Source organism: Burkholderia sp. THE68 (assembly GCF_009938265.1).
GTDB lineage: Bacteria > Pseudomonadota > Gammaproteobacteria > Burkholderiales > Burkholderiaceae > Caballeronia.
Genome location: NZ_AP022315.1, coordinates 2,437,765 through 2,456,452 on the forward strand (window position 1 = coordinate 2,437,765; position 18,688 = coordinate 2,456,452).

Annotated in this window: 24 protein-coding genes and 1 tRNA gene; 1 reads left to right on the forward strand and 24 read right to left on the reverse strand. The window is 61.8% G+C overall.

Features of this window, described 5'->3' with window-relative positions; genetic code table 11:
- Positions 1 to 317 precede the first annotated feature (317 nt).
- From BTHE68_RS11480 to BTHE68_RS11510, 7 genes are all read right to left on the reverse strand, one after another.
- Positions 318 to 393: transfer RNA gene (locus BTHE68_RS11480), tRNA-Thr, on the reverse strand.
- Positions 394 to 411: 18 nt separating this feature from the next.
- On the reverse strand, positions 412 to 918 hold the full coding sequence (locus BTHE68_RS11485) for a ClpXP protease specificity-enhancing factor (RefSeq protein ID WP_162066418.1): 507 nt from the start codon (positions 916 to 918) through the stop codon (positions 412 to 414).
- A 64-nt stretch (positions 919 to 982) separates the two neighbouring features.
- The gene (locus BTHE68_RS11490; RefSeq protein WP_014192402.1) at positions 983 to 1,594 is read right to left on the reverse strand and encodes a glutathione S-transferase N-terminal domain-containing protein; all 612 of its coding nucleotides are present in this window, start codon (positions 1,592 to 1,594) and stop codon (positions 983 to 985) included.
- A 94-nt stretch (positions 1,595 to 1,688) separates the two neighbouring features.
- On the reverse strand, positions 1,689 to 2,444 hold the full coding sequence (locus BTHE68_RS11495) for a cytochrome c1 (protein ID WP_162066419.1): 756 nt from the start codon (positions 2,442 to 2,444) through the stop codon (positions 1,689 to 1,691).
- 23 nt (positions 2,445 to 2,467) lie between these two features.
- Positions 2,468 to 3,850, reverse strand: coding sequence for a cytochrome b (locus BTHE68_RS11500; RefSeq protein ID WP_162066420.1), 1,383 nt, complete (start codon positions 3,848 to 3,850; stop codon positions 2,468 to 2,470).
- The gene (gene petA, locus BTHE68_RS11505; protein WP_162066421.1) at positions 3,851 to 4,471 is read right to left on the reverse strand and encodes a ubiquinol-cytochrome c reductase iron-sulfur subunit; all 621 of its coding nucleotides are present in this window, start codon (positions 4,469 to 4,471) and stop codon (positions 3,851 to 3,853) included. It lies immediately after the preceding gene.
- A gap of 218 nt (positions 4,472 to 4,689) precedes the next feature.
- On the reverse strand, positions 4,690 to 5,436 hold the full coding sequence (locus tag BTHE68_RS11510; protein ID WP_162066422.1) for a Nif3-like dinuclear metal center hexameric protein: 747 nt from the start codon (positions 5,434 to 5,436) through the stop codon (positions 4,690 to 4,692).
- A 20-nt stretch (positions 5,437 to 5,456) separates the two neighbouring features.
- Between BTHE68_RS11510 and BTHE68_RS11515 the strand changes: the two genes are divergently transcribed.
- The gene (locus BTHE68_RS11515; protein WP_061180205.1) at positions 5,457 to 6,680 is read left to right on the forward strand and encodes a S1C family serine protease; all 1,224 of its coding nucleotides are present in this window, start codon (positions 5,457 to 5,459) and stop codon (positions 6,678 to 6,680) included.
- Positions 6,681 to 6,767: 87 nt separating this feature from the next.
- On the opposite strand, the gene tatC is transcribed toward BTHE68_RS11515, so the two are convergent.
- The 17 genes from tatC to BTHE68_RS11600 all read right to left on the reverse strand — a co-directional run bounded on the left by tatC (position 6,768) and on the right by BTHE68_RS11600 (position 18,687).
- Complete coding sequence (gene tatC, locus BTHE68_RS11520) at positions 6,768 to 7,544, reverse strand: twin-arginine translocase subunit TatC (protein WP_061180204.1); 777 nt, start codon at positions 7,542 to 7,544, stop codon at positions 6,768 to 6,770.
- 45 nt (positions 7,545 to 7,589) lie between these two features.
- On the reverse strand, positions 7,590 to 8,120 hold the full coding sequence (gene tatB, locus BTHE68_RS11525) for a Sec-independent protein translocase protein TatB (protein ID WP_162066423.1): 531 nt from the start codon (positions 8,118 to 8,120) through the stop codon (positions 7,590 to 7,592).
- Positions 8,121 to 8,156: 36 nt separating this feature from the next.
- Positions 8,157 to 8,393: a Sec-independent protein translocase subunit TatA gene (gene tatA, locus BTHE68_RS11530; RefSeq protein WP_162066424.1), complete on the reverse strand. Its 237-nt coding sequence runs from the start codon at positions 8,391 to 8,393 to the stop codon at positions 8,157 to 8,159.
- Positions 8,394 to 8,551: 158 nt separating this feature from the next.
- On the reverse strand, positions 8,552 to 8,914 hold the full coding sequence (locus tag BTHE68_RS11535) for a histidine triad nucleotide-binding protein (RefSeq protein ID WP_061180201.1): 363 nt from the start codon (positions 8,912 to 8,914) through the stop codon (positions 8,552 to 8,554).
- Positions 8,915 to 8,941: 27 nt separating this feature from the next.
- Complete coding sequence (locus BTHE68_RS11540) at positions 8,942 to 9,334, reverse strand: DUF4870 family protein (protein WP_162066425.1); 393 nt, start codon at positions 9,332 to 9,334, stop codon at positions 8,942 to 8,944.
- 33 nt (positions 9,335 to 9,367) lie between these two features.
- A complete protein-coding gene (locus BTHE68_RS11545) occupies positions 9,368 to 9,736 on the reverse strand; it encodes a phosphoribosyl-ATP diphosphatase (protein WP_061180199.1) in 369 nt (122 codons plus the stop codon).
- Positions 9,733 to 10,125, reverse strand: coding sequence for a phosphoribosyl-AMP cyclohydrolase (gene hisI / locus BTHE68_RS11550; RefSeq protein ID WP_174258037.1), 393 nt, complete (start codon positions 10,123 to 10,125; stop codon positions 9,733 to 9,735). The genes BTHE68_RS11545 and hisI overlap by 4 nt, the downstream gene beginning before the upstream one ends.
- 15 nt (positions 10,126 to 10,140) lie before the next feature.
- Positions 10,141 to 10,914, reverse strand: a complete 774-nt coding sequence (gene hisF / locus BTHE68_RS11555; protein ID WP_162066426.1) for an imidazole glycerol phosphate synthase subunit HisF — start codon at positions 10,912 to 10,914, stop codon at positions 10,141 to 10,143.
- A gap of 84 nt (positions 10,915 to 10,998) precedes the next feature.
- Positions 10,999 to 11,751 (reverse strand): 1-(5-phosphoribosyl)-5-[(5-phosphoribosylamino)methylideneamino]imidazole-4-carboxamide isomerase, encoded by a 753-nt coding sequence (gene hisA, locus BTHE68_RS11560; RefSeq protein ID WP_162066427.1) that lies wholly within the window; start codon positions 11,749 to 11,751, stop codon positions 10,999 to 11,001.
- A 149-nt stretch (positions 11,752 to 11,900) separates the two neighbouring features.
- Entirely contained in the window at positions 11,901 to 12,542 is a 642-nt protein-coding gene (gene hisH, locus BTHE68_RS11565) for an imidazole glycerol phosphate synthase subunit HisH (RefSeq protein ID WP_162066428.1), read from the reverse strand.
- Positions 12,539 to 13,159, reverse strand: a complete 621-nt coding sequence (locus tag BTHE68_RS11570; RefSeq protein WP_061180194.1) for a MarC family protein — start codon at positions 13,157 to 13,159, stop codon at positions 12,539 to 12,541. Before BTHE68_RS11570 ends, hisH begins: the two co-directional genes overlap by 4 nt.
- 40 nt (positions 13,160 to 13,199) lie before the next feature.
- On the reverse strand, positions 13,200 to 13,787 hold the full coding sequence (hisB, locus tag BTHE68_RS11575; protein ID WP_162066429.1) for an imidazoleglycerol-phosphate dehydratase HisB: 588 nt from the start codon (positions 13,785 to 13,787) through the stop codon (positions 13,200 to 13,202).
- 32 nt (positions 13,788 to 13,819) lie between these two features.
- Complete coding sequence (hisC, locus tag BTHE68_RS11580) at positions 13,820 to 14,893, reverse strand: histidinol-phosphate transaminase (protein ID WP_162066430.1); 1,074 nt, start codon at positions 14,891 to 14,893, stop codon at positions 13,820 to 13,822.
- A gap of 72 nt (positions 14,894 to 14,965) precedes the next feature.
- On the reverse strand, positions 14,966 to 16,288 hold the full coding sequence (hisD, locus tag BTHE68_RS11585) for a histidinol dehydrogenase (protein WP_162066431.1): 1,323 nt from the start codon (positions 16,286 to 16,288) through the stop codon (positions 14,966 to 14,968).
- A 46-nt stretch (positions 16,289 to 16,334) separates the two neighbouring features.
- Positions 16,335 to 17,027: an ATP phosphoribosyltransferase gene (gene hisG / locus BTHE68_RS11590; protein WP_061180190.1), complete on the reverse strand. Its 693-nt coding sequence runs from the start codon at positions 17,025 to 17,027 to the stop codon at positions 16,335 to 16,337.
- Positions 17,024 to 18,295 (reverse strand): UDP-N-acetylglucosamine 1-carboxyvinyltransferase, encoded by a 1,272-nt coding sequence (gene murA / locus BTHE68_RS11595; RefSeq protein ID WP_162066432.1) that lies wholly within the window; start codon positions 18,293 to 18,295, stop codon positions 17,024 to 17,026. Before murA ends, hisG begins: the two co-directional genes overlap by 4 nt.
- Positions 18,296 to 18,447: 152 nt before the next feature.
- The gene (locus BTHE68_RS11600) at positions 18,448 to 18,687 is read right to left on the reverse strand and encodes a BolA family protein (protein ID WP_061180189.1); all 240 of its coding nucleotides are present in this window, start codon (positions 18,685 to 18,687) and stop codon (positions 18,448 to 18,450) included.
- Between the last annotated feature and the right edge of the window lies 1 nt (position 18,688).

The window sequence follows — 18,688 nt, forward strand, 5'->3', positions numbered from 1 at the left end:
CAGATAAACCTTCCTCTGATACTTCGTGTGAGACTCTTGATACTTTTGCTTTTGCCTCAGCCCCGAAAGACTGAAACCGCACTCGCTATCAAGCGCCCACACTTATCGGCTGTTAGTTTTTAAAGAGCACATCGCAAGAATCACATCAACTTCCGTCTTGCGTCGCTGCATCAGCAGCAGAGAAACGAGATTATGAACAACGTTTCGGCTTCTGTCAACAAAGTTTTGAAGCTTTTCTTATCGACTCAACCTACTTATCCAACCGACTTACAGCAAACGGGCCGTGCGGACATCGCACGACCCGTCGACATAAGTCTTGGTGCCGGCTGCAGGACTCGAACCCGCCACCTGATGATTACAAATCAACTGCTCTACCAGATGAGCTAAGCCGGCGAAGAGCGAGATTCTACTTCATTTAACGACTTTGAGGTGAGACCGCACAGGCGATTTCGAAGCATCGTCCTCGACGCCTGCCTGCGAGTCATCCTTCGACGACTCCGCTGCGGACTCCGCTCGCTCGCTCGCTGGCTCCTCGATACGCCGGGTCTCGCGCTCGACCGATCGCGACCCAAGAGGAGCGCCCGCGAGATCCGGGCCGGAATGCGATTGCTCAACCGGAAACGCCATCCCCTGGCCGTTCTCTCGCGCGTAAATAGCGAGCACGTTGGCAACCTGCACTTCGATCTTGTGCGACTTGCCGGAGAAACGCGCGCTGAACTCGATCCACTCGTTGCCCATCTGCAACTGGCTCGTCGCCTCGAAACTGATGTTCAACACGATCTCGTCGTTGCGCACAAACTGACGCGGCACGCGCGTGGCGGCATCGACCCGTACGGCGATGTGGGGCGTGAAGCCGTTGTCCGTGCACCACTCATACAGTGCGCGCAACAAGTACGGCTTGGTGGAAATCTCTTGCATCAACTTTCCTCTGTCGGAATACGGCTGCGCGAAATCCGCGCCGCCGCGTTCCAACGCACTCAAACTATCGACGCATCACCTTTTCGGAAGGCGTCAGCGCTTCAATATAAGCCGGACGGCTGAAGATCCGCTCGGCGTACTTCATCAACGGTGCGGCGTTCTTCGACAGCTCGATGCCGTAGTGATCCAGACGCCACAGCAGCGGCGCGATCGCGACGTCGAGCATCGAAAACTCTTCGCCCAGCATGTACTTGTTCTTCAGGAAGATCGGGGCGAGCTGCGTAAGGCGGTCGCGGATCGCGCCGCGCGCCTTTTCGTGGTTCTTCTCGGCGGCCTTGCCCTTTTCATTCTCGAGCGTGCCGACGTGAACGAACAACTCTTTCTCGAAATTCAGCAGGAACAGCCGCGCGCGGGCACGTTGCACCGGATCTGCCGGCATGAGTTGCGGATGCGGGAACCGCTCGTCGATGTATTCGTTGATGATATTCGACTCGTACAGGATCAGGTCGCGCTCGACGAGAATCGGCACCTGGCCGTACGGGTTCATCACCGCGATGTCTTCCGGCTTGTTGAACAGATCGACGTCGCGAATCTCGAAATCCATGCCCTTTTCGAACAACACCAGCCGGCAGCGCTGGGAGAACGGGCAAGTAGTGCCGGAATACAGAACCATCATGTTTTTAAAGTTCCTTCAGTAAACTCGAAGGGCCGGCTGCGGCGCTTCCCTCCCGGAAAACGTCGTCGCGCCGACCCACGCCGTCGAGGGCGCGCTATTTGATATCTTTCCAGTATGCCGCGTTCAGGCGCCACGCGAGGAAACTCAAGAGCGCCAGGAACAGCAAAACCCAGACGCCGAGCCGCTTGCGCGTCTGCTGCGCGGGTTCCGCCATCCACGACATGTACGAAACGAGATCCGCCACACTTGAATCATAATCCACGGACGACATGGCACCCGGTGTAACCTGAGTGTAACCCACGAATCTTCTTACCTTTTCGCCGGTCTTTTCATCCGTATCGGTCTCGAATTTAGCATCCCGGATGCCCTGAAGCGTCCACAGTACGTGCGGCATCCCGACATTCTCGTACACGCGGTTGTTCCAGCCCGTGGGCCTGGTCGGATCACGGTAGAATCTGCGCAAGTACGTATAGAGCCAGTCCTTGCCACGCGCCCGCGCCTCGACCGACAAATCCGGCGGCGATGCCCCGAACCACGCCTTCGCGTCCTCCGGGCGCATCGCGATGGACATCGTATTGCCGACCTTGTCGGTCGAGAACAGCAGATTCTCCTGAATCTGCTGCTGACTGATGCCGAGATCGGTCAGCCGGTTGTAACGCATCAGGTTCGCGCTATGGCAATTCAGGCAATAGTTTACAAAGATTTGCGCGCCGTGCTGAAGGGACGCGAGGTTGTCCGAGCTATCGGGCGCCCGGTCGAGCACCGCCTCTTCCTCCGCATGCACGGGCGCCGCGGTGAACGCGAACAGCATCGCTGCGATCATCGATATTGTAGAGAGCCATTTTTTCATCGTATTTGTCTCCGGACGTGCGCTCAGTGAGGTTTGTAGTGCACTCGCTCAGGCGGCGTCTTGAACCTGCCGCGCGGCGTCCAGAAAGGCATGCCGAGGAAGAACGCAAAGTAGATCAGCGCGCAGATCTGCGCGATCAGCGTCGCGGCCGGCGATGGTGGTCGCGTGCCCAGGAACCCTAGCAACAGGAACGCGAACACGAAGATCGCATAGAAGACCTTGTGGAACAGCGGCCGGTAACGGATCGATTTCACCGGGCTGCGATCCAGCCACGGCAGGAAGAACAGCGACACCACCGCCGCGCCCATCACGACCACGCCCCAGAACTTCGATTCCGTCAGCGCCATGAAGATCAGCACCAGCACCGCGAGCACCGGCAGGCCGAGCCGCCACTTGCCGCGCGCCTTCAGCAGAGCCAGGAGACCGAGCACCGCGATCACGATCATCAGCACGATCTTGAACGGATCGGTGGTGGCGCGAAGCATCGCGTAGAACGCGGTGAAGTACCACACCGGTGCGATTTCCGGTGGGGTCTGCAACGGGTTGGCCGGCACGAAGTTGTTCGCTTCGAGGAAGTAGCCGCCCATCTCCGGCGCGAAGAAGATGATCGCTGCGAAGATCAGCAGGAACACGCTCACGCCCATGAAATCGTGCACCGAGTAATACGGATGGAACGGAATGCCGTCGAGCGGGATGCCGTCGGCGCCCTTCTTCGCCTTGATTTCGACGCCGTCCGGATTGTTCGAACCGACCTCATGCAGCGCGACCAGATGCGCGACGACGAGCCCGATCAGCACCAGCGGAATCGCGATGACGTGGAACGCGAAAAAGCGATTGAGCGTGACGTCCGACACGACGTAATCGCCGCGAATCCACAACGACAGGTCCGGGCCGATGAACGGAATCGCCGAGAACAGGTTCACGATCACCTGCGCGCCCCAGAACGACATCTGCCCCCACGGCAGCAGGTAGCCGAAAAACGCCTCGGCCATCAGGCACAGGAAGATCGCGCAGCCGAAGATCCACACGAGTTCGCGCGGCTTGCGATACGACCCGTACATCAGGCCGCGGAACATGTGCAGATACACGACGACGAAGAACATCGACGCGCCCGTCGAGTGCATGTAGCGGATCAGCCAGCCCCACGGCACCTCGCGCATGATGTACTCGACCGACGCGAACGCGAGTGTTGCATCGGGCTTGTAGTTCATCGTCAGGAAGATGCCCGTGACGATCTGGTTGACCAGCACCAGCAGCGCGAGCGAGCCGAAGAAGTACCAGAAGTTGAAGTTCTTCGGCGCGTAGTATTCGGAAACGTGTTTCTTCCAGGTCGAAGTCATCGGAAACCGGCGATCGATCCAACCGGTCAGGCCCGTTGTCTCCACTTCCTTGTCTGCGGTCGCCATTTACGCCTCTCCCTTTTCGTCCTTGCCAATCACGAGTTGCGTCGCGGAAGTGAACATGAACGGCGGAATGTCCAGGTTCTGCGGCGCGGGCTTGTTCTTGAAGACGCGGCCGGCCATGTCATAGGTCGAGCCGTGGCACGGACACAGGAAACCGCCCGGCCAGTTATCGGGGAGATTGGGTTGGGGACCTTCGTTGAAACGTGGAGTCGGCGTGCAGCCCAGATGCGTGCACACGGCAACGGCCACGAAGATGTTCTTGTGATCGGCGCGCGAACGGAACTCGTTGTTGCAGTACTCCGGCAACGGCATCGAGAACTCCATCTTCGACTTCGGGTCCGCCACTTCGTTGTCGGCCTTCTTGACGTCGGCCAGCATTTCGTCGGTGCGGTTCACGATCCACACCGGCTTGCCACGCCAGGCGACGGTCATCATTTCGCCCGGCTTGAGTCCGCTGATATCGACCTCGACGGGCGCGCCCGCCGCCTTGGCCTTTTCAGATGGTGCAAACGAACCTACGAAAGGAACTACGGTTGCCACCGCGCCGAAACCACCCACTGCGGTCGTCGCAATCAGCCAGGTACGGCGGCCGCCGTCGACGCGTTTTTCTTCCTTGTCTCGCATCACACGCCCCACTTCTGAGTTGGATTTATACCGTCACATCAGTCGTTCCGCCGCTAGTGTGCGCGAATGGAGTTAGCATTTACAAGGGCTGACTAGCAAAAATCACTCGAAGTGATTGATGCTTCAGGGTTTTCCCCACGTTTCTCGCGCAATCTCGTGAAGCATTCATTTAAGCCGGCTGCAAGCGCCAATAATGGGCGCGCCGGCTTAATGACGTATTAAACAGGATTATCGATATCGATAAAAACATGTTCGATATCGAATTGCTCGGACAGGTGCGCGCCCACGGCCTGCACGCCGTAGCGCTCCGTCGCGTGGTGGCCCGCGCCGATGTACGCAACCCCCGATTCCGCCGCGATATGCATGGTCTGCTCCGAGACTTCGCCGCTCAGATAGACGTCCGCGCCCGCCGCAATGGCTTCTTCGAAATAGCCTTGCGCGCCGCCCGTGCACCACGCCACGCGCCGCAGTTCCTTGTCGGTATCGCCGAACACGAGCGGCTTTCTGCCGAGCGCGTTCTCGACCATCACGCTGAAGTGTTCGAGCGACAGCGGCATCGCGAGCGTCGCGATCCAGCCGAGATCCTGATCGGCAAAACGGCTGTCCGCGATCAAACCGAGCCGCGCGCCGATCTGCGCGTTGTTGCCGAATTCCGGATGCGAATCGAGCGGAAGATGGTAGGCGAAGAGATTGATGTCGTTGGCGATGAGCGTGCGCAGCCGCCGGTGCTTGCGGCCCGTGATCTGCGGCGCCTCGTTGCGCCAGAAGTAGCCGTGATGCACGAGGACGGTGTCCGCGCCCCACTCGAGCGCGGCTTCGAGAAATGCCTGCGAGGCGGTCACGCCGGTCGCGATCTTGTGCACGCGGCGCGCGCCCTCGACCTGCAGACCATTAGGGCAATAGTCCTTGAAGCGGCCGATTTCCAGCAGATTGTTCAGATACAATTCGAGTTCAATCCGATCCATGAATTCCTCTATCCCTTCAAATGCTTAGACGCTTCTGGCTATTTTTTGCCCAAGCGGTCACCGTGCTTTTGGCCCTGATGTTCATCATCGCGACCTTGAAACCGCAGTGGCTTCAACGTCAAGGTCAATTCGGCAAGCAGCTTGCCGAGCCGATCGTCGCGTTGCAGGAGGTCGCGCCGAGCATCGGCTCTCGCCCGCTCCAGTCGTCCTTCTCGGAAGGCGCGCAAAAGGCGATGCCGGCCGTCGTGAACGTTTTCTCCAGCAAGGACGGCAACCTGCCGCCCGACCCGCGTGCGAAAGACCCGCTGTTCCGCTACTTCTTCGGTGACAAGAACAAGCGCAAGAGTGACGAGCCGCCTGCGTCGAATCTGGGCTCCGGCGTGATCGTCAGCTCGGAAGGTTACATTCTAACGAACCAGCATGTCGTCGACGGGGCGGATCAAATTGAAGTCGCCCTCGCCGATGGTCGCACGTCCAGCGCGAAAGTGATCGGCGTCGATCCCGAAACCGACCTCGCCGTGCTGAAGATCAACATGACCAACCTGCCGGCCATCACGCTCGGCAGGATGGATCAGACGCGTGTCGGCGATGTCGTGCTCGCGATCGGCAATCCGTTCGGCGTAGGCCAGACGGTCACGATGGGCATCGTCAGCGCGCTCGGGCGCAATCACCTCGGCATCAACACGTTCGAGAACTTCATCCAGACCGACGCGGCCATCAATCCCGGCAACTCGGGCGGCGCACTGGTGGACGTGAACGGCAATCTGCTCGGCATCAACACTGCGATCTACTCGCGCAGCGGCGGCTCGCTCGGCATCGGCTTCGCGATTCCCGTGTCGACCGCGCGCAGCGTGCTGGAGAGCATCATCACGACGGGCACGGTCACGCGCGGCTGGATCGGCGTGGAACCGCAGGACGTGACGCCGGAAATCGCCGAATCGTTCGGGCTGGACCAGAAGTCGGGCGCGATCGTGGCGGGCGTGCTGCAGGGCGGCCCGGCGGACAAGGCGGGCATCAAGCCGGGCGATATCCTCGTGTCCATCAACGAAGACGCCATCACCGACACCACGCGCCTCCTGAATGTCGTCGCGCAGATCAAGCCGGGCACGTCGGTGAAGGTTCATCTGATGCGCAAGAACAAGGAGCTGGACGTCAACGTGATGATCGGCAAGCGTCCCGCGCCGCCACGCGCAGCGCAGATGCCGGACGACGAAGGCGATCAGGGTGACCAGGGCGACGAATAAAACCTCGTCGCGCTGAAAGCAAAAAGGCAGCTTCGAGAAATCGAAGCTGCCTTTTTTGCACCGCCGCGCCGCGACAATAAGCCGCACCTACTCCGCGGCCGCTTCTTCGCTTTTGACCTGTTCCTTGCCGACCACCAGCCGCGCTGCGATGATCCCCGCCTCATACAGAATGACGAGCGGAATCGCGAGAATCAGCTGCGAGAAGACGTCCGGCGGCGTGACGACCGCCGAAATGACGAACGCGCCAACGATCACGTAAGGCCGAATCTGCTTGAGCTTCTGAATCGACACGACGCCCATGCGCGCAAGCAACACCACGACGATGGGCACCTCGAACGTCACGCCGAACGCGAGGAACATCGTCAGCACGAAGCTCAGGTAATTGTCGATATCCGTCGTCATTTCCGCGCCGAGCGGCGCGTTGTAGTGCGCCATCACGCGGAAGATCGTCGGGAAGACGACGAAATACGCGAACGCCATGCCGCACAGGAAAAGCGTATAGCTGCTGAACACCAGCGGCGCGACGAGCTTCTTCTCGTGCTGATACAAGCCGGGCGCGACGAACGCCCAGACCTGATACAGCACGATCGGCAGCGCGATCACGAAGGCGACGAGCATCGTCACCTTCATCGGGACGAAGAACGAGCCGGTGACGTCGGTGACGATCATCTTGCCGTCGGCCGGCAGGTTCTGCATCAGCGGACGCGCAAGCAGCTTGAAGATGTCCGGCGCCCAGTACACCAGCGAGACGAACACCACGATGACCGAAGCCCCTGCGCGGATGATGCGGTCGCGCAATTCGACCAGATGCGAAATGAACGTCTCTTCGACGGGCTCTTCTTTAGTGTGTTGCGGGTCGCTCACGCCGGCCCTCGGTAAAAATCATCGATGGAAGGAAACGCGGCTCGCTCAGAAGAACTTCGTCTGCCGGCGCAGGGTGGCGGGCGTGTGACGCGCAACGCGCGCCGCGCCCGACTGAACCCGCGTACGACGCGAGGTCGTGCGCTTGTACCAGTTGGGAATCGCGGCTTGCTTGACGCGCCAGTTCTTGCGCTTGACCGACGTCGATGACGACGTGCTCGCCCAAGGCTTGTCCGACGCGGTGCTGTCCGCCGATTCCGCCGCGCCGCCCGCGATGCTCGGCGCGACCGACGTACCCTCCTTCCATGCATCGTTCAATTCGGATTCGTGGCGACGCAGCGTGTCGTGAATCGACGACTCCACGTTCGACGCCGCGGTTTCGAACTCGGTGCGCATTTTCTTCAGCTCATCGAGTTCCATTTCACGAGTGACTTCCGACTTGACGTCGTTGATGTAGCGCTGCGCGCGCCCGAACAGCGCGCCCGCGGTGCGGGCGACGCCGGGCAGGCGCTCCGGTCCGAGGACCACCAGCGCCACGACGCCGATGACCGCCATTTTGGTCAGACCGAGATCGAGCATTGAACGAGAAGTGAATGGTTGCGGTCGGCGGCCTGATTAACGGTAGTCGCCCGAGCGGGACTTGTCCTTCGCCTCGACGTCCACCGCGCCGTTACGCGGCAGTTCGCGCTGATCGGCGGAATTGGCCGGGGTTTCGCCCTCGCGCATGCCTTCCTTGAAACCCTTGACCGCGCCGCCCAGATCGCCGCCGATGTTGCGCAACTTCTTCGTGCCGAAAACGAGCGCCACGATCAACAGAACGATCAACCAATGCCAAATGCTTAACGAACCCATGAATGAAAACTCTCCGTGATTCCGCCCCGATTTGGGTGCCGGGAACGGAAGATCGGCCTTTCGACCGCAGCCGAGGCAGACCGCCTCAGCGTCAACTATCGATTTTGCTCGCCCAATATTTCATTGGAAAGGAAAAAGCCGCAAACAAGGGATGCGACTTACCCCATTCGGCGCCACGGGCGCTCGCCGGCCAACAAATGTGCGTGGATGTGATACACCTCCTGCCCGCCGCCCGGCCCGGTATTTATTACCGTGCGAAAACCGGTGTTCCCTCCCGTGTAGGAGACACCCAGATCTTTCGCCAAACGTCCGACGAGACTCACCATTCTACCAAGCAGCGGACTGTCACTTTCTGTGCAATGCGAAAGTGTTTCAATATGCTTGCGCGGGATGACCAGCACATGCACCGGCGCTGCGGGGTTGATGTCGTTGAAGGCGACGAATTCATCGTCCTCGTAGACCTTCGTGCTCGGAAGCTGCCCCGAGGCGATCTTGCAAAAAATGCAGTTGTCTTGACTCATGGAGTTGCCGGATTTTGTTGTCGGTGATCAGAACCACGCGCGCGGTTCGAGCGTCTTATTCTCGTAGAGGAAGAGCCAGCCCTTGATGATGCGATAAAGCGTCCAGATCCAGGCCGCGCCGATGATAAGAAAGCCCAGCCCCAGCACCCATATCAGCGCGAAGCCGACGACGTGCCCCAGCAGCGACCACCAGAACGTGCGGATCTGCCAGGTGAAGTGATCTTCGTACGGCGTTCCGGCAGCATCGCTGCGTTTGACGTAGTTGAGGATGATCGCGACAAGCCCCGTCAGACCACCGGAGAGCCAATACAGCGCATAGAGCACGTAAAGGATATGCGTGAACGTACGCATGTTGCGCAGACGCTCGGGATCAGTCGAATGTTGAATGACAGGCGGATACGGTTCGTACGGCCGGTTCATGCTTGCTCTCCTTCGCGCGAAGCGAGATGCTCGTCAGCCGCCGTTTTGCTCGCGCTCGCGCGACTTGCGCAGCGCCTTCTCCTCGATTCCCGACAAACCTTCGCGACGTTCCAGTTCCGCGATCACGTCGGCGGGATTCAAGTCGAAATGCGACAGCATCACGAGACAATGAAACCACAAGTCGGCGACTTCACTGACGATCGCCTTCGGGGCGCCGCCATGACGCGCGTCCTTCGCGGCGAGCACGACTTCCGTCGCTTCCTCGCCGATCTTCTTCAGGACCGCGTCGTCACCTTTGTGAAAGAGTCGGGAAACGTAGGATTGTTCCGGATCGCCGCCCTTGCGGCTGTCGATGACGGAGGCGAGGCGCTGCAGCGTGTCGAGCGTGTTGGCTTGCGTCATTTGTAGATGCTTTCTGGGTCTTTCAGGACCGGCTCGACGGCGACCCACTCGCCGTTTTCCGCCGTGCCCTCGAATTTCTGGAAAAAACAGGAATGGCGGCCGGTATGACACGCGATGCCCGATACCTGCTCGACCTTCAGCAGCACGACGTCTTCATCGCAATCGAGGCGCACGTCATGGACGTGCTGCACGTGGCCCGACTCCTCGCCCTTGAACCACAGGCGCTGGCGCGAGCGCGAGAAGTACACCGCGCGCTTCAGTTCGATGGTTTTCGCGAGCGCCTCGCGATTCATCCACGCGAACATGAGCACGTCGTTGGTCGACGCTTCCTGCGCGATCACCGGCACGAGTCCGTGCGCGTCCCACTTCACCTTGTCCAGCCAGGTCATATGATCGCTCACGGCTTACGTCCTCACCGAAATGCCTAGCTCCGCCATGAAGCGCTTCGCCTCGCCGACGGTGTGCTCGCCGTAATGGAAGATGCTCGCGGCCAGCACCGCGTCCGCGTGACCTTCGACGATACCGTCCGCGAGATGCTGCAGCGAGCCGACGCCGCCCGACGCGATCACCGGCACCGGCACAGCGTCCGACACGGCGCGCGTCAGCGCGAGGTCGAAGCCGGCTTTGGTGCCGTCGCGATCCATACTGGTGAGCAGGATTTCGCCCGCGCCGTACTCGGCCATCTTGCGCGCCCATTCGATCGCGTCGATGCCGGTCGCCTTGCGGCCGCCGTGCGTGAACACTTCCCAGCGCGGCGTCTCGCCCTCGGCGGACACGCGCTTCGCGTCGATCGCGACGACGATGCATTGCGAGCCGTGCTTGTCCGACGCGTCGCGCACGAGTTGCGGATTCGCGACCGCCGACGAGTTCATGCTGATCTTGTCGGCGCCCGCGTTGAGCAGACGGCGAACGTCCTCGACCGCGCGCACGCCGCCGCCGACGGTCAGCGGAATGAACACCTGCGAGGCCACCGACTCGATGATCGGCAGAATCAGATCGCGTTGATCGGAGGTCGCGGTGATGTCGAGGAACGTGAGTTCGTCGGCGCCCTGATCGTCGTAGCGCCGCGCGATTTCGACGGGATCGCCCGCGTCGCGCAGTTCGACGAAGTTGACGCCTTTCACGACGCGGCCAGCGGTCACGTCGAGACAGGGAATGATGCGTTTTGCGAGAGCCATGTCCTTACCACTGCTGATTCGGTACGAAATGAGGGCGGCCGAAGCCGCCCGCGTGCTTCTCAGGGGCGCCCGCGCCGCGCTGAATTACGCGCCGTCGGGTTCGCGCAGCGCGTCGGCGCGGGTCTGGGCGGCCTTGAAATCGAGATCGCCGGAGTAGATCGCGCGGCCGCAGATGACGCCTTCGACGCCGTCATCCTCGACCTCGCAGAGCGACTCGATATCCGCGATGCTCGACAGCCCGCCGCTCGCGATCACCGGAATCTTCACCGCCTGAGCGAGACGCACGGTCGCGTCGATGTTGATGCCCTGAAGCATCCCGTCGCGGCCGATGTCCGTGTAGATGATCGATTCGCAGCCGTAGTCCTCGAACTTGCGGGCGAGATCGACGACTTCGTGACCGGTCAGCTTGCTCCAGCCGTCGGTGGCCACCTTGCCGTCTTTCGCATCCAGCCCGACGATGATGTGCCCCCCAAACGCGCTGCACGCATCGCGCAGGAAACCGGGGTTCTTCACCGCCGCGGTGCCGATGATCACGTAGGCGAGGCCATCGTCCAGATAGCGTTCGATGGTTTCCAGATCGCGGATGCCGCCGCCGAGTTGCACGGGAATCTCGCTGCCGACTTCGTCGATGATCGCGCGGATCGCGTCGCCGTTCCTCGGTTTGCCGGCGAACGCGCCGTTCAGATCGACGAGATGCAGCCGTCGCGCGCCGCGATTGACCCAATGTCGGGCCATTGCTGCCGGATCTTCTGAAAAAATGGTCGCCTGGTCCATATCGCCTTGCTTCAGGCGCACGCACTGACCGTCCTTAAGATCGATGGCCGGAATGAGCAGCATAGGTATCGCGTATTTTCTGGGTGAAGTTGATCAAAACGGCCCGCGTGCGGTTTTCATGCCTTTCGCGAGCCGTCTCGCTAGTGTAGTACAAGTCTTGCAACGGTCATGCGCCCGTAGTAATAGGCGAAAACGCTAGCGTGCGCGCCATTTCACGGGTTCCAGTGCACGAAATTCCGGTACAGGCGCAAACCGGCGTCCGCGCTCTTTTCCGGGTGAAACTGGGTCGCGAAGATATTGTCGCGCGCGACCGCCGACGTAAATGCGCTGCCGTACATCGTTTCGCCGGATGTATGCGCCGGATTGTCCGGCGCGACGTAATAGCTGTGGACGAAGTAGAAGAACGCGCCGTCCACGACGCCGTCCCAGAGCGGATGCGTCTGCGTCTGACGGACGCGGTTCCAGCCCATTTGCGGCACCTTGAAGCGCGAGCCGTCGTCCTGCAGGAGGCCGTCGAGCTGGAAGCGCACGACCTTGCCCGGCAACAGCCCCAGGCCCTTCGTATCGCCTTCCTCGCTCCAGTCGAACAACATTTGCTCGCCGACGCACACGCCGAGCATCGGCTTCTCGCGCGCCGCCTGCATCACCGCTTCCTGCAGCCCGGATTCGGCCAGATGCGCCATGCAGTCGCGCATCGCGCCCTGGCCCGGCAGCACGACGCGATCCGCCGCATGGATGCCTTGCGGCTGGTCGACGATCGCCACGTTCGCCTCGGGCGCGGCCTTCTTCAGCGCCTGATACACCGAGCGCAGGTTGCCCATTCCGTAATCAACAATCGCAATCGAAGTAGTCATTTCAAAGATGGCATCAAGGCCTTCAACCCGTTGACGATGAACTCCACCGCCAACGCGGACAACATCAAACCCATGAGACGCGTGCCGATATTGATTCCGGTGCGCCCGACCACGCGCGCGATCGGCTCGGCGAGATTCAGCGCGCCGAAACACAGCCCCGCGATGATCGCGCCCAGCAAGACGAGGCCGAAGCGGTCGTACCAGTGCTGCGCATTGGCAGCATAGACGATCACCGTGCTGATCGAGCCGGGGCCGGTGAGCAGCGGAATCGCGAGCGGCACGACCGCGATGCTGTTGCGCTCCTCAGCTTCCATGCGTTCTTCCGGCGTCGAGCGCGCGTTGCCGACTTGCGCGTTCAACATGCTGATCGCCATGAGCAGCATGATGATGCCGCCGCCCACTTCGAACGATCCGACTGAAATACCGAAGAACGCGATGATCTGCTGCCCGAGCAGCGCCGTCACCGCGATCACGCAGAACACCGAGATGGACGCGACGCGAATCGTGTTGCGTCTTTCGATATCGGATTGCTGCGCGGTCAGGCTCAAAAAAAACGGTATCGCGCCGATCGGATTGATCAGCGCGAGCAACGATATGAACGACTTGAACAGATCCATCGTGTTTTCGACGCTCGCGCGCCGAAGCGGCGTGAGTCGATCAGAGGCTGCCCTTGGTCGACGGAATCTGCCCCGCCGCGCGTTCGTCCATTTCGACGGCCATGCGCAGCGCGCGGCCGAACGCCTTGAACACGGTTTCGACCTGATGGTGCGCGTTGATGCCGCGCAGGTTGTCGATGTGCAGCGTCACGCCTGCGTGATTCACGAAGCCGCGGAAGAATTCGATGGTGAGATCGACGTCGAACGTGCCGATGCGCGCACGCGTGAACGGCACATGGAATTCGAGGCCCGGTCGGCCCGAAAAATCGATCACGACGCGCGACAGCGCTTCGTCGAGCGGCACGTATGAATGCCCGTAGCGGCGAATGCCCTTGCGGTCGCCGATCGCCTTCGCCACAGCTTGCCCGAGCGTGATGCCGGTATCTTCGACGGTATGGTGATCGTCGATATGGAGGTCGCCATGCGCTTCGATTTCGAGGTCGAACAGCCCGTGACGGGCGATCTGGTCGAGCATGTGATCGAGGAACGGGACGCCGGTGGCGAGCTTCTGCTTGCCGGTGCCGTCCAGATCGAGCTTCACACGGATCTGCGTTTCGCTGGTGTTGCGAACGACTTCCGCAAGGCGCATGGTGATTCCTTGAGACTTTCGAAGAGTGAGGTTTAGTTTGGCGCGAGCTTTCTCAGCGCCTCGACCAGGTGTGCGTTTTCTGCGGCCGTTCCGACCGTCAAACGCACGCAATTGGCCAGCAACGGATGCATTTTACCCACGTTTTTGATCAAAACCCGCGAAGTCAGAAGGGTTTCGAAAGCGACGGCGGCGTCCGGCACGCGCACGAGCAGGAAATTTCCCGCGCTCGGATAAACCGTCATGCCGGGCAATGCGGCGACTTCCTGCGCGAGCGCAGCACGTTGCGCGCGCAGATCGGCGGCCTGGGCGTCGAGCACATCGAGGTGATCGAGCAGGAAATCGACGGTAGCCTGCGTCAGCACGTTGATGTTGTACGGCGGGCGCACCTTGTCGAACTGCATCATCCATTGAGGGCGCCCGGCCATGTAGCCGAGGCGGATGCCCGCGAGTCCCAGCTTCGACACCGTGCGCATCACGACGACGTTGTCGAAGTCCGCCGCGCGCGGCATCCAGCTTTTTTCGGCGAACGGCTGATACGCCTCGTCGATCACGACGAGGCTTTTACCCGCCGCGGCGATCACGCGTTCCATATCCGCGTCGTCGTAGAGCGTGCCGGTCGGATTGTTCGGATACGCGAGATAGACGAGCGCGGGCGCGTGTTCCTCGATGGCGGCGACGAGCGCGTCGGCGTCGAGCGTGAAGTCCGGCTTCAGCGGCACGCCGATGAACTCGAGATGCGCGAACTTCGCCGACATCTCGTACATCACGAAACCCGGCACAGGCGCTACGACCTTCGCGCCCGGCTTCGAGCACGCGACCGACATCATGCTGATCAGCTCGTCCGAGCCGTTGCCGAGCAGGACGTCGCAGGCGGCGGGAACGTTCATCGCGCGCTTGATCTTCGCGAGCAGATCCGCGGGACGCGGCGCCGGATAGCGGTTCAGCGCGACGCCGGCGAGATGCGCGCCGAGACGTTCGGCGAGATCGGCGGGCAAGGTGTAGGGATTTTCCATCGCGTCGAGCTTGATCAGACCCGTGGCGTCGGGCACGGGATAGCTCGTCATCGCGAGGATGTCGGGACGAATGATGTCTTGTGCTGTCGTCATGATTTCCCGGCGTCTCTCTCGCCGGTCAGGCGGCGGCTCTCAGGCCGCCTCGGTCATTCGGGTCGGCCTGATTCAGCCGATGTTTTTCATTCGATACTCGGCGCTCTTCGCATGCGCCTGCAAGCCCTCGCCGTACGCCAGTTCCGCCGCGATTTCGCCGAGCGTCTGCGCGCCGTCCGCGCTCACTTCGATCACGCTCGAACGCTTCATGAAATCGTACACGCCGAGCGGCGACGAAAAGCGCGCGGTGCGCGAGGTCGGCAGCACGTGATTCGGACCGGCGCAGTAGTCTCCGAGGCTTTCGCTCGTGTAGCGGCCGAGGAACATCGCGCCTGCGTTGTGGATTTGCGCGGCCCACTGATGCGGATCGAGCGCGGAAATCTCCAGATGCTCCGGCGCGATGTCGTTCGCGATCGCGCACGCTTCGCTCATGTCCTTCACCTTGATGAGCGCACCGCGATCTTCGAGTGAACGCTGGATGACGTCGCGGCGCGGCATCGAAGGAAGCAGTTCGATGATCGCATCCTCGACGCGCTGGATGAAGTTGTCGTCCGGGCACAGCAGAATGGATTGCGCGAGCTCGTCGTGCTCGGCTTGCGAGAAAAGGTCCATCGCGACCCAGCGCGGATCGGTGGTCGCATCGCAAATGACGAGAATTTCGGACGGCCCCGCGATCATGTCGATGCCGACCGTGCCGAACACGCGACGCTTCGCCGACGCGACATACGCATTGCCCGGGCCGCAGATCTTGTCGACCGCGGGCACGCTTTGGGTGCCGTACGCGAGCGCGCCGATCGCCTGCGCGCCGCCGATCGTGAACACGCGGTCCACGCCGCCGAGCAGCGCTGCCGCGAGCACGAGCGGATTTTTCACGCCGTCGGGCGTCGGCACGACCATCACGATTTCCTTCACGCCCGCGACGCGCGCCGGAATCGCGTTCATCAGCACCGACGACGGATACGCCGCCTTGCCGCCCGGTACATAGATGCCCGCGCGTTCGAGCGGGGTGACTCTCTGGCCGAGCACGGTGCCGTCGGCTTCGGTGTATTGCCAGCTATGACTGCCGCATTCGATGCGCTGCTTCTCGTGATAGCCGCGCACGCGCGCCGCCGCCGCTTCGAGCGCCGCGCGCCGCTTCGGTTCGAGCCCTTCGAGCGCGGCTTCCATTTCGGACAGCGGCAACTCGAGCGCCACGACGCTTTCCGCCTTCAGGCGATCGAACTTGTTGGTGTATTCGAGCACGGCCTCATCGCCGCGCGCCTTCACATCCGCGAGAATCTGCGCGACCGAGCGCTCGATCGCTTCGTCCTCGCTCGCTTCGAACGCGAGCACCGCACGCAGCGCTTTCTGAAAACCATCGGCGCTGGAATCGAGTTTGCGAATCTTGATAGACATGCTGGTTTTCCGTTTTGCTGATGGCGCGCCGCAGCGTGCGGCTCGCCTAATTTCCGGTTGCCGCCGTGGCGCGCTCGAAAGCGTCGAGGTAGGGCTTGAGCGCCGCGCGCTTGAGCTTGAGCGCCGCCTGATTCACGACGAGGCGCGACGAAATCTGCATGATCTCTTCGACCTCGACGAGGTTGTTCGCCCGCAACGTGCCGCCCGAGCTGACCAGATCGACGATCGCATCCGCGAGCCCGACGAGCGGCGCGAGCTCCATCGAACCGTACAGCTTGATCAGATCGACGTGCACGCCCTTCGACGCGAAATGCTGACGCGCGGTCTCGGTGTACTTTGTCGCGACGCGCAGACGCGCGCCCTGGCGCACCGCGTTCGCGTAATCGAAGCCGGCTTTCACGGCCACCGACATGCGGCAACGCGCGATGTCCAGATCGACCGGCTGATACAGACCGCCGCCGCCATGCTCGATCAGCACGTCCTTGCCCGCGACGCCGAAATCCGCCGCGCCGTATTCGACGTAGGTCGGCACATCGGTCGCGCGCACGATGATCACGCGCAGGTTCGGGTTCGTGGTCGGCAGAATCAGCTTGCGCGAGCTTTCCGGGTCTTCCGCCACCTGCACGCCGGCGGCGGCGAGCAGCGGCAGCGTTTCCTCGAAGATACGCCCTTTCGACAGCGCGAGCGTGAGGGGCGCGCTCGGTTCGACCGACGACGACGTCTGCGGCAGCGAGCTCATTGCTCGCTCCCGCTGCCCTTGATGCGGCGCACGTTCGCGCCGACGGCCGTCAGCTTCGATTCCATGCGGTCGTAGCCGCGATCCAGATGATAGATGCGGTCGATCAGCGTCTCGCCGTCCGCGCACATCGCCGCGATCACGAGGCTCGCCGACGCGCGCAGATCGGTCGCCATGACCTTCGCGCCGGACAGCTTCTCGACGCCGGACACGAGCGCCGTATTGCCGTCGATGGTGATGCTCGCGCCGAGACGGTTCAGCTCCTGCACGTGCATGAAGCGGTTCTCGAAGATCGTCTCGACGACCTGCGACGTGCCATTCGCGATCGTATTGAGCGCCATGAATTGCGCCTGCATGTCGGTCGGGAACGCCGGATATTCGGACGTGCGGATGCTCACCGCGCTGGCGCGCTTCGCCATACGCACGCGCATCCAGTCGTCGCCTTCCTCGATGGACACGCCGGCTTCGCGCAGTTTGGCCGTGACGGCGTCGAGCAGATGCGAGCTCACGCGACGCAGCGTGACATCGCCGCCGGCGGCCGCGACCGCGCACAGGAACGTGCCCGCTTCGATGCGATCCGGCACGACGTCGTGCTTCGCGCCATGCAGCTTGTCGACGCCCTGAATCACGAGCCGGTCCGTGCCGATGCCGTCGATCTTCGCGCCCATCTTCACGAGCAGGTGCGCGAGATCGCTCACTTCCGGTTCGCGCGCGGCGTTCTCGATCACGGTCTCGCCTTCGGCCAGCACCGCCGCCATCAGCAGGTTCTCGGTGCCGGTGACGGTGATCATGTCGGTGATGATGCGCGCGCCCTTCAGACGCTTCGCGCGCGCTTCGATGAAACCGTGCTCGATGTTGATCTCGGCGCCCATCGCCTGCAGGCCCTTGATGTGCTGATCGACCGGACGCGCGCCGATCGCGCAGCCGCCGGGCAGCGACACCTTCGCCTCGCCGAAGCGCGCGACGAGCGGCCCGAGCACGAGAATCGACGCGCGCATCGTCTTCACCATTTCATACGGCGCGATGAGCTGGTCGACTTTCGATGCATTGAGGCTCACGCGGCCGTCGCTCGCGACTTCCGACTGCACGCCCATCTGGCGCAGCAGCTTCAACATCGTGCGAACGTCCTGCAGATTCGGCACGTTCGACAGATGCATGTCGTCGGCGGTGAGAAGGGTCGAGCACAGAATCGGCAGAGCCGCGTTCTTCGCGCCCGATACGGTGATTTCGCCGGAGAGCTTCGCGCCCCCCGTGATGACCAGTTTGTCCATTGCTTGTCCTTCGACCGAGCTTCCTGCTGCGGAGCCGTTCTCGGCGCCGCGGTTGTCTTGAATGAATCGCACGCTTTACTGCCTTTGTCTGCCGGTGATGCCGGTGTTACGTAAGTTGAGTCGTATGACCTGATTGGCTTCGCCGGGTGGACTCAGGCCGTTTTCCACTCGTCGGGGGTGAGGGTCTTCATGCTGAGCGCATGAATCTCCTCGCGCATGCGCTCGCCGAGCGCCGCATAAACCAGTTGATGACGCGCGATCAGCCGCTTGCCGACGAACGCATCGCTCACGATGGTCGCGAAAAAGTGCTGGCCGTCGCCTTCCACTTCGAGATGCTGGCAGGACAAGCCGCCAGCGATGTAGTCCTTCACCTGCTCCGGAGTCGGCAACATG

What these genes read in the sequence shown, in the direction of transcription:
- BTHE68_RS11485 (WP_162066418.1), bottom strand. Translation starts at nt 918, where the DNA reads ATGCAAGAGATTTCCACCAAGCCGTACTTGTTGCGCGCACTGTATGAG.
- BTHE68_RS11490 (WP_014192402.1), bottom strand. Translation starts at nt 1,594, where the DNA reads ATGATGGTTCTGTATTCCGGCACTACTTGCCCGTTCTCCCAGCGCTGC.
- BTHE68_RS11495 (WP_162066419.1), bottom strand. Translation starts at nt 2,444, where the DNA reads ATGAAAAAATGGCTCTCTACAATATCGATGATCGCAGCGATGCTGTTC.
- BTHE68_RS11500 (WP_162066420.1), bottom strand. Translation starts at nt 3,850, where the DNA reads ATGGCGACCGCAGACAAGGAAGTGGAGACAACGGGCCTGACCGGTTGG.
- petA (WP_162066421.1), bottom strand. Translation starts at nt 4,471, where the DNA reads ATGCGAGACAAGGAAGAAAAACGCGTCGACGGCGGCCGCCGTACCTGG.
- BTHE68_RS11510 (WP_162066422.1), bottom strand. Translation starts at nt 5,436, where the DNA reads ATGGATCGGATTGAACTCGAATTGTATCTGAACAATCTGCTGGAAATC.
- BTHE68_RS11515 (WP_061180205.1), top strand. Translation starts at nt 5,457, where the DNA reads ATGCTTAGACGCTTCTGGCTATTTTTTGCCCAAGCGGTCACCGTGCTT.
- tatB (WP_162066423.1), bottom strand. Translation starts at nt 8,120, where the DNA reads ATGCTCGATCTCGGTCTGACCAAAATGGCGGTCATCGGCGTCGTGGCG.
- tatA (WP_162066424.1), bottom strand. Translation starts at nt 8,393, where the DNA reads ATGGGTTCGTTAAGCATTTGGCATTGGTTGATCGTTCTGTTGATCGTG.
- BTHE68_RS11535 (WP_061180201.1), bottom strand. Translation starts at nt 8,914, where the DNA reads ATGAGTCAAGACAACTGCATTTTTTGCAAGATCGCCTCGGGGCAGCTT.
- BTHE68_RS11540 (WP_162066425.1), bottom strand. Translation starts at nt 9,334, where the DNA reads ATGAACCGGCCGTACGAACCGTATCCGCCTGTCATTCAACATTCGACT.
- BTHE68_RS11545 (WP_061180199.1), bottom strand. Translation starts at nt 9,736, where the DNA reads ATGACGCAAGCCAACACGCTCGACACGCTGCAGCGCCTCGCCTCCGTC.
- hisI (WP_174258037.1), bottom strand. Translation starts at nt 10,125, where the DNA reads ATGACCTGGCTGGACAAGGTGAAGTGGGACGCGCACGGACTCGTGCCG.
- hisF (WP_162066426.1), bottom strand. Translation starts at nt 10,914, where the DNA reads ATGGCTCTCGCAAAACGCATCATTCCCTGTCTCGACGTGACCGCTGGC.
- hisA (WP_162066427.1), bottom strand. Translation starts at nt 11,751, where the DNA reads ATGCTGCTCATTCCGGCCATCGATCTTAAGGACGGTCAGTGCGTGCGC.
- hisH (WP_162066428.1), bottom strand. Translation starts at nt 12,542, where the DNA reads ATGACTACTTCGATTGCGATTGTTGATTACGGAATGGGCAACCTGCGC.
- BTHE68_RS11570 (WP_061180194.1), bottom strand. Translation starts at nt 13,159, where the DNA reads ATGGATCTGTTCAAGTCGTTCATATCGTTGCTCGCGCTGATCAATCCG.
- hisB (WP_162066429.1), bottom strand. Translation starts at nt 13,787, where the DNA reads ATGCGCCTTGCGGAAGTCGTTCGCAACACCAGCGAAACGCAGATCCGT.
- hisC (WP_162066430.1), bottom strand. Translation starts at nt 14,893, where the DNA reads ATGACGACAGCACAAGACATCATTCGTCCCGACATCCTCGCGATGACG.
- hisD (WP_162066431.1), bottom strand. Translation starts at nt 16,288, where the DNA reads ATGTCTATCAAGATTCGCAAACTCGATTCCAGCGCCGATGGTTTTCAG.
- hisG (WP_061180190.1), bottom strand. Translation starts at nt 17,027, where the DNA reads ATGAGCTCGCTGCCGCAGACGTCGTCGTCGGTCGAACCGAGCGCGCCC.
- murA (WP_162066432.1), bottom strand. Translation starts at nt 18,295, where the DNA reads ATGGACAAACTGGTCATCACGGGGGGCGCGAAGCTCTCCGGCGAAATC.
- BTHE68_RS11600 (WP_061180189.1), bottom strand. Translation starts at nt 18,687, where the DNA reads ATGTTGCCGACTCCGGAGCAGGTGAAGGACTACATCGCTGGCGGCTTG.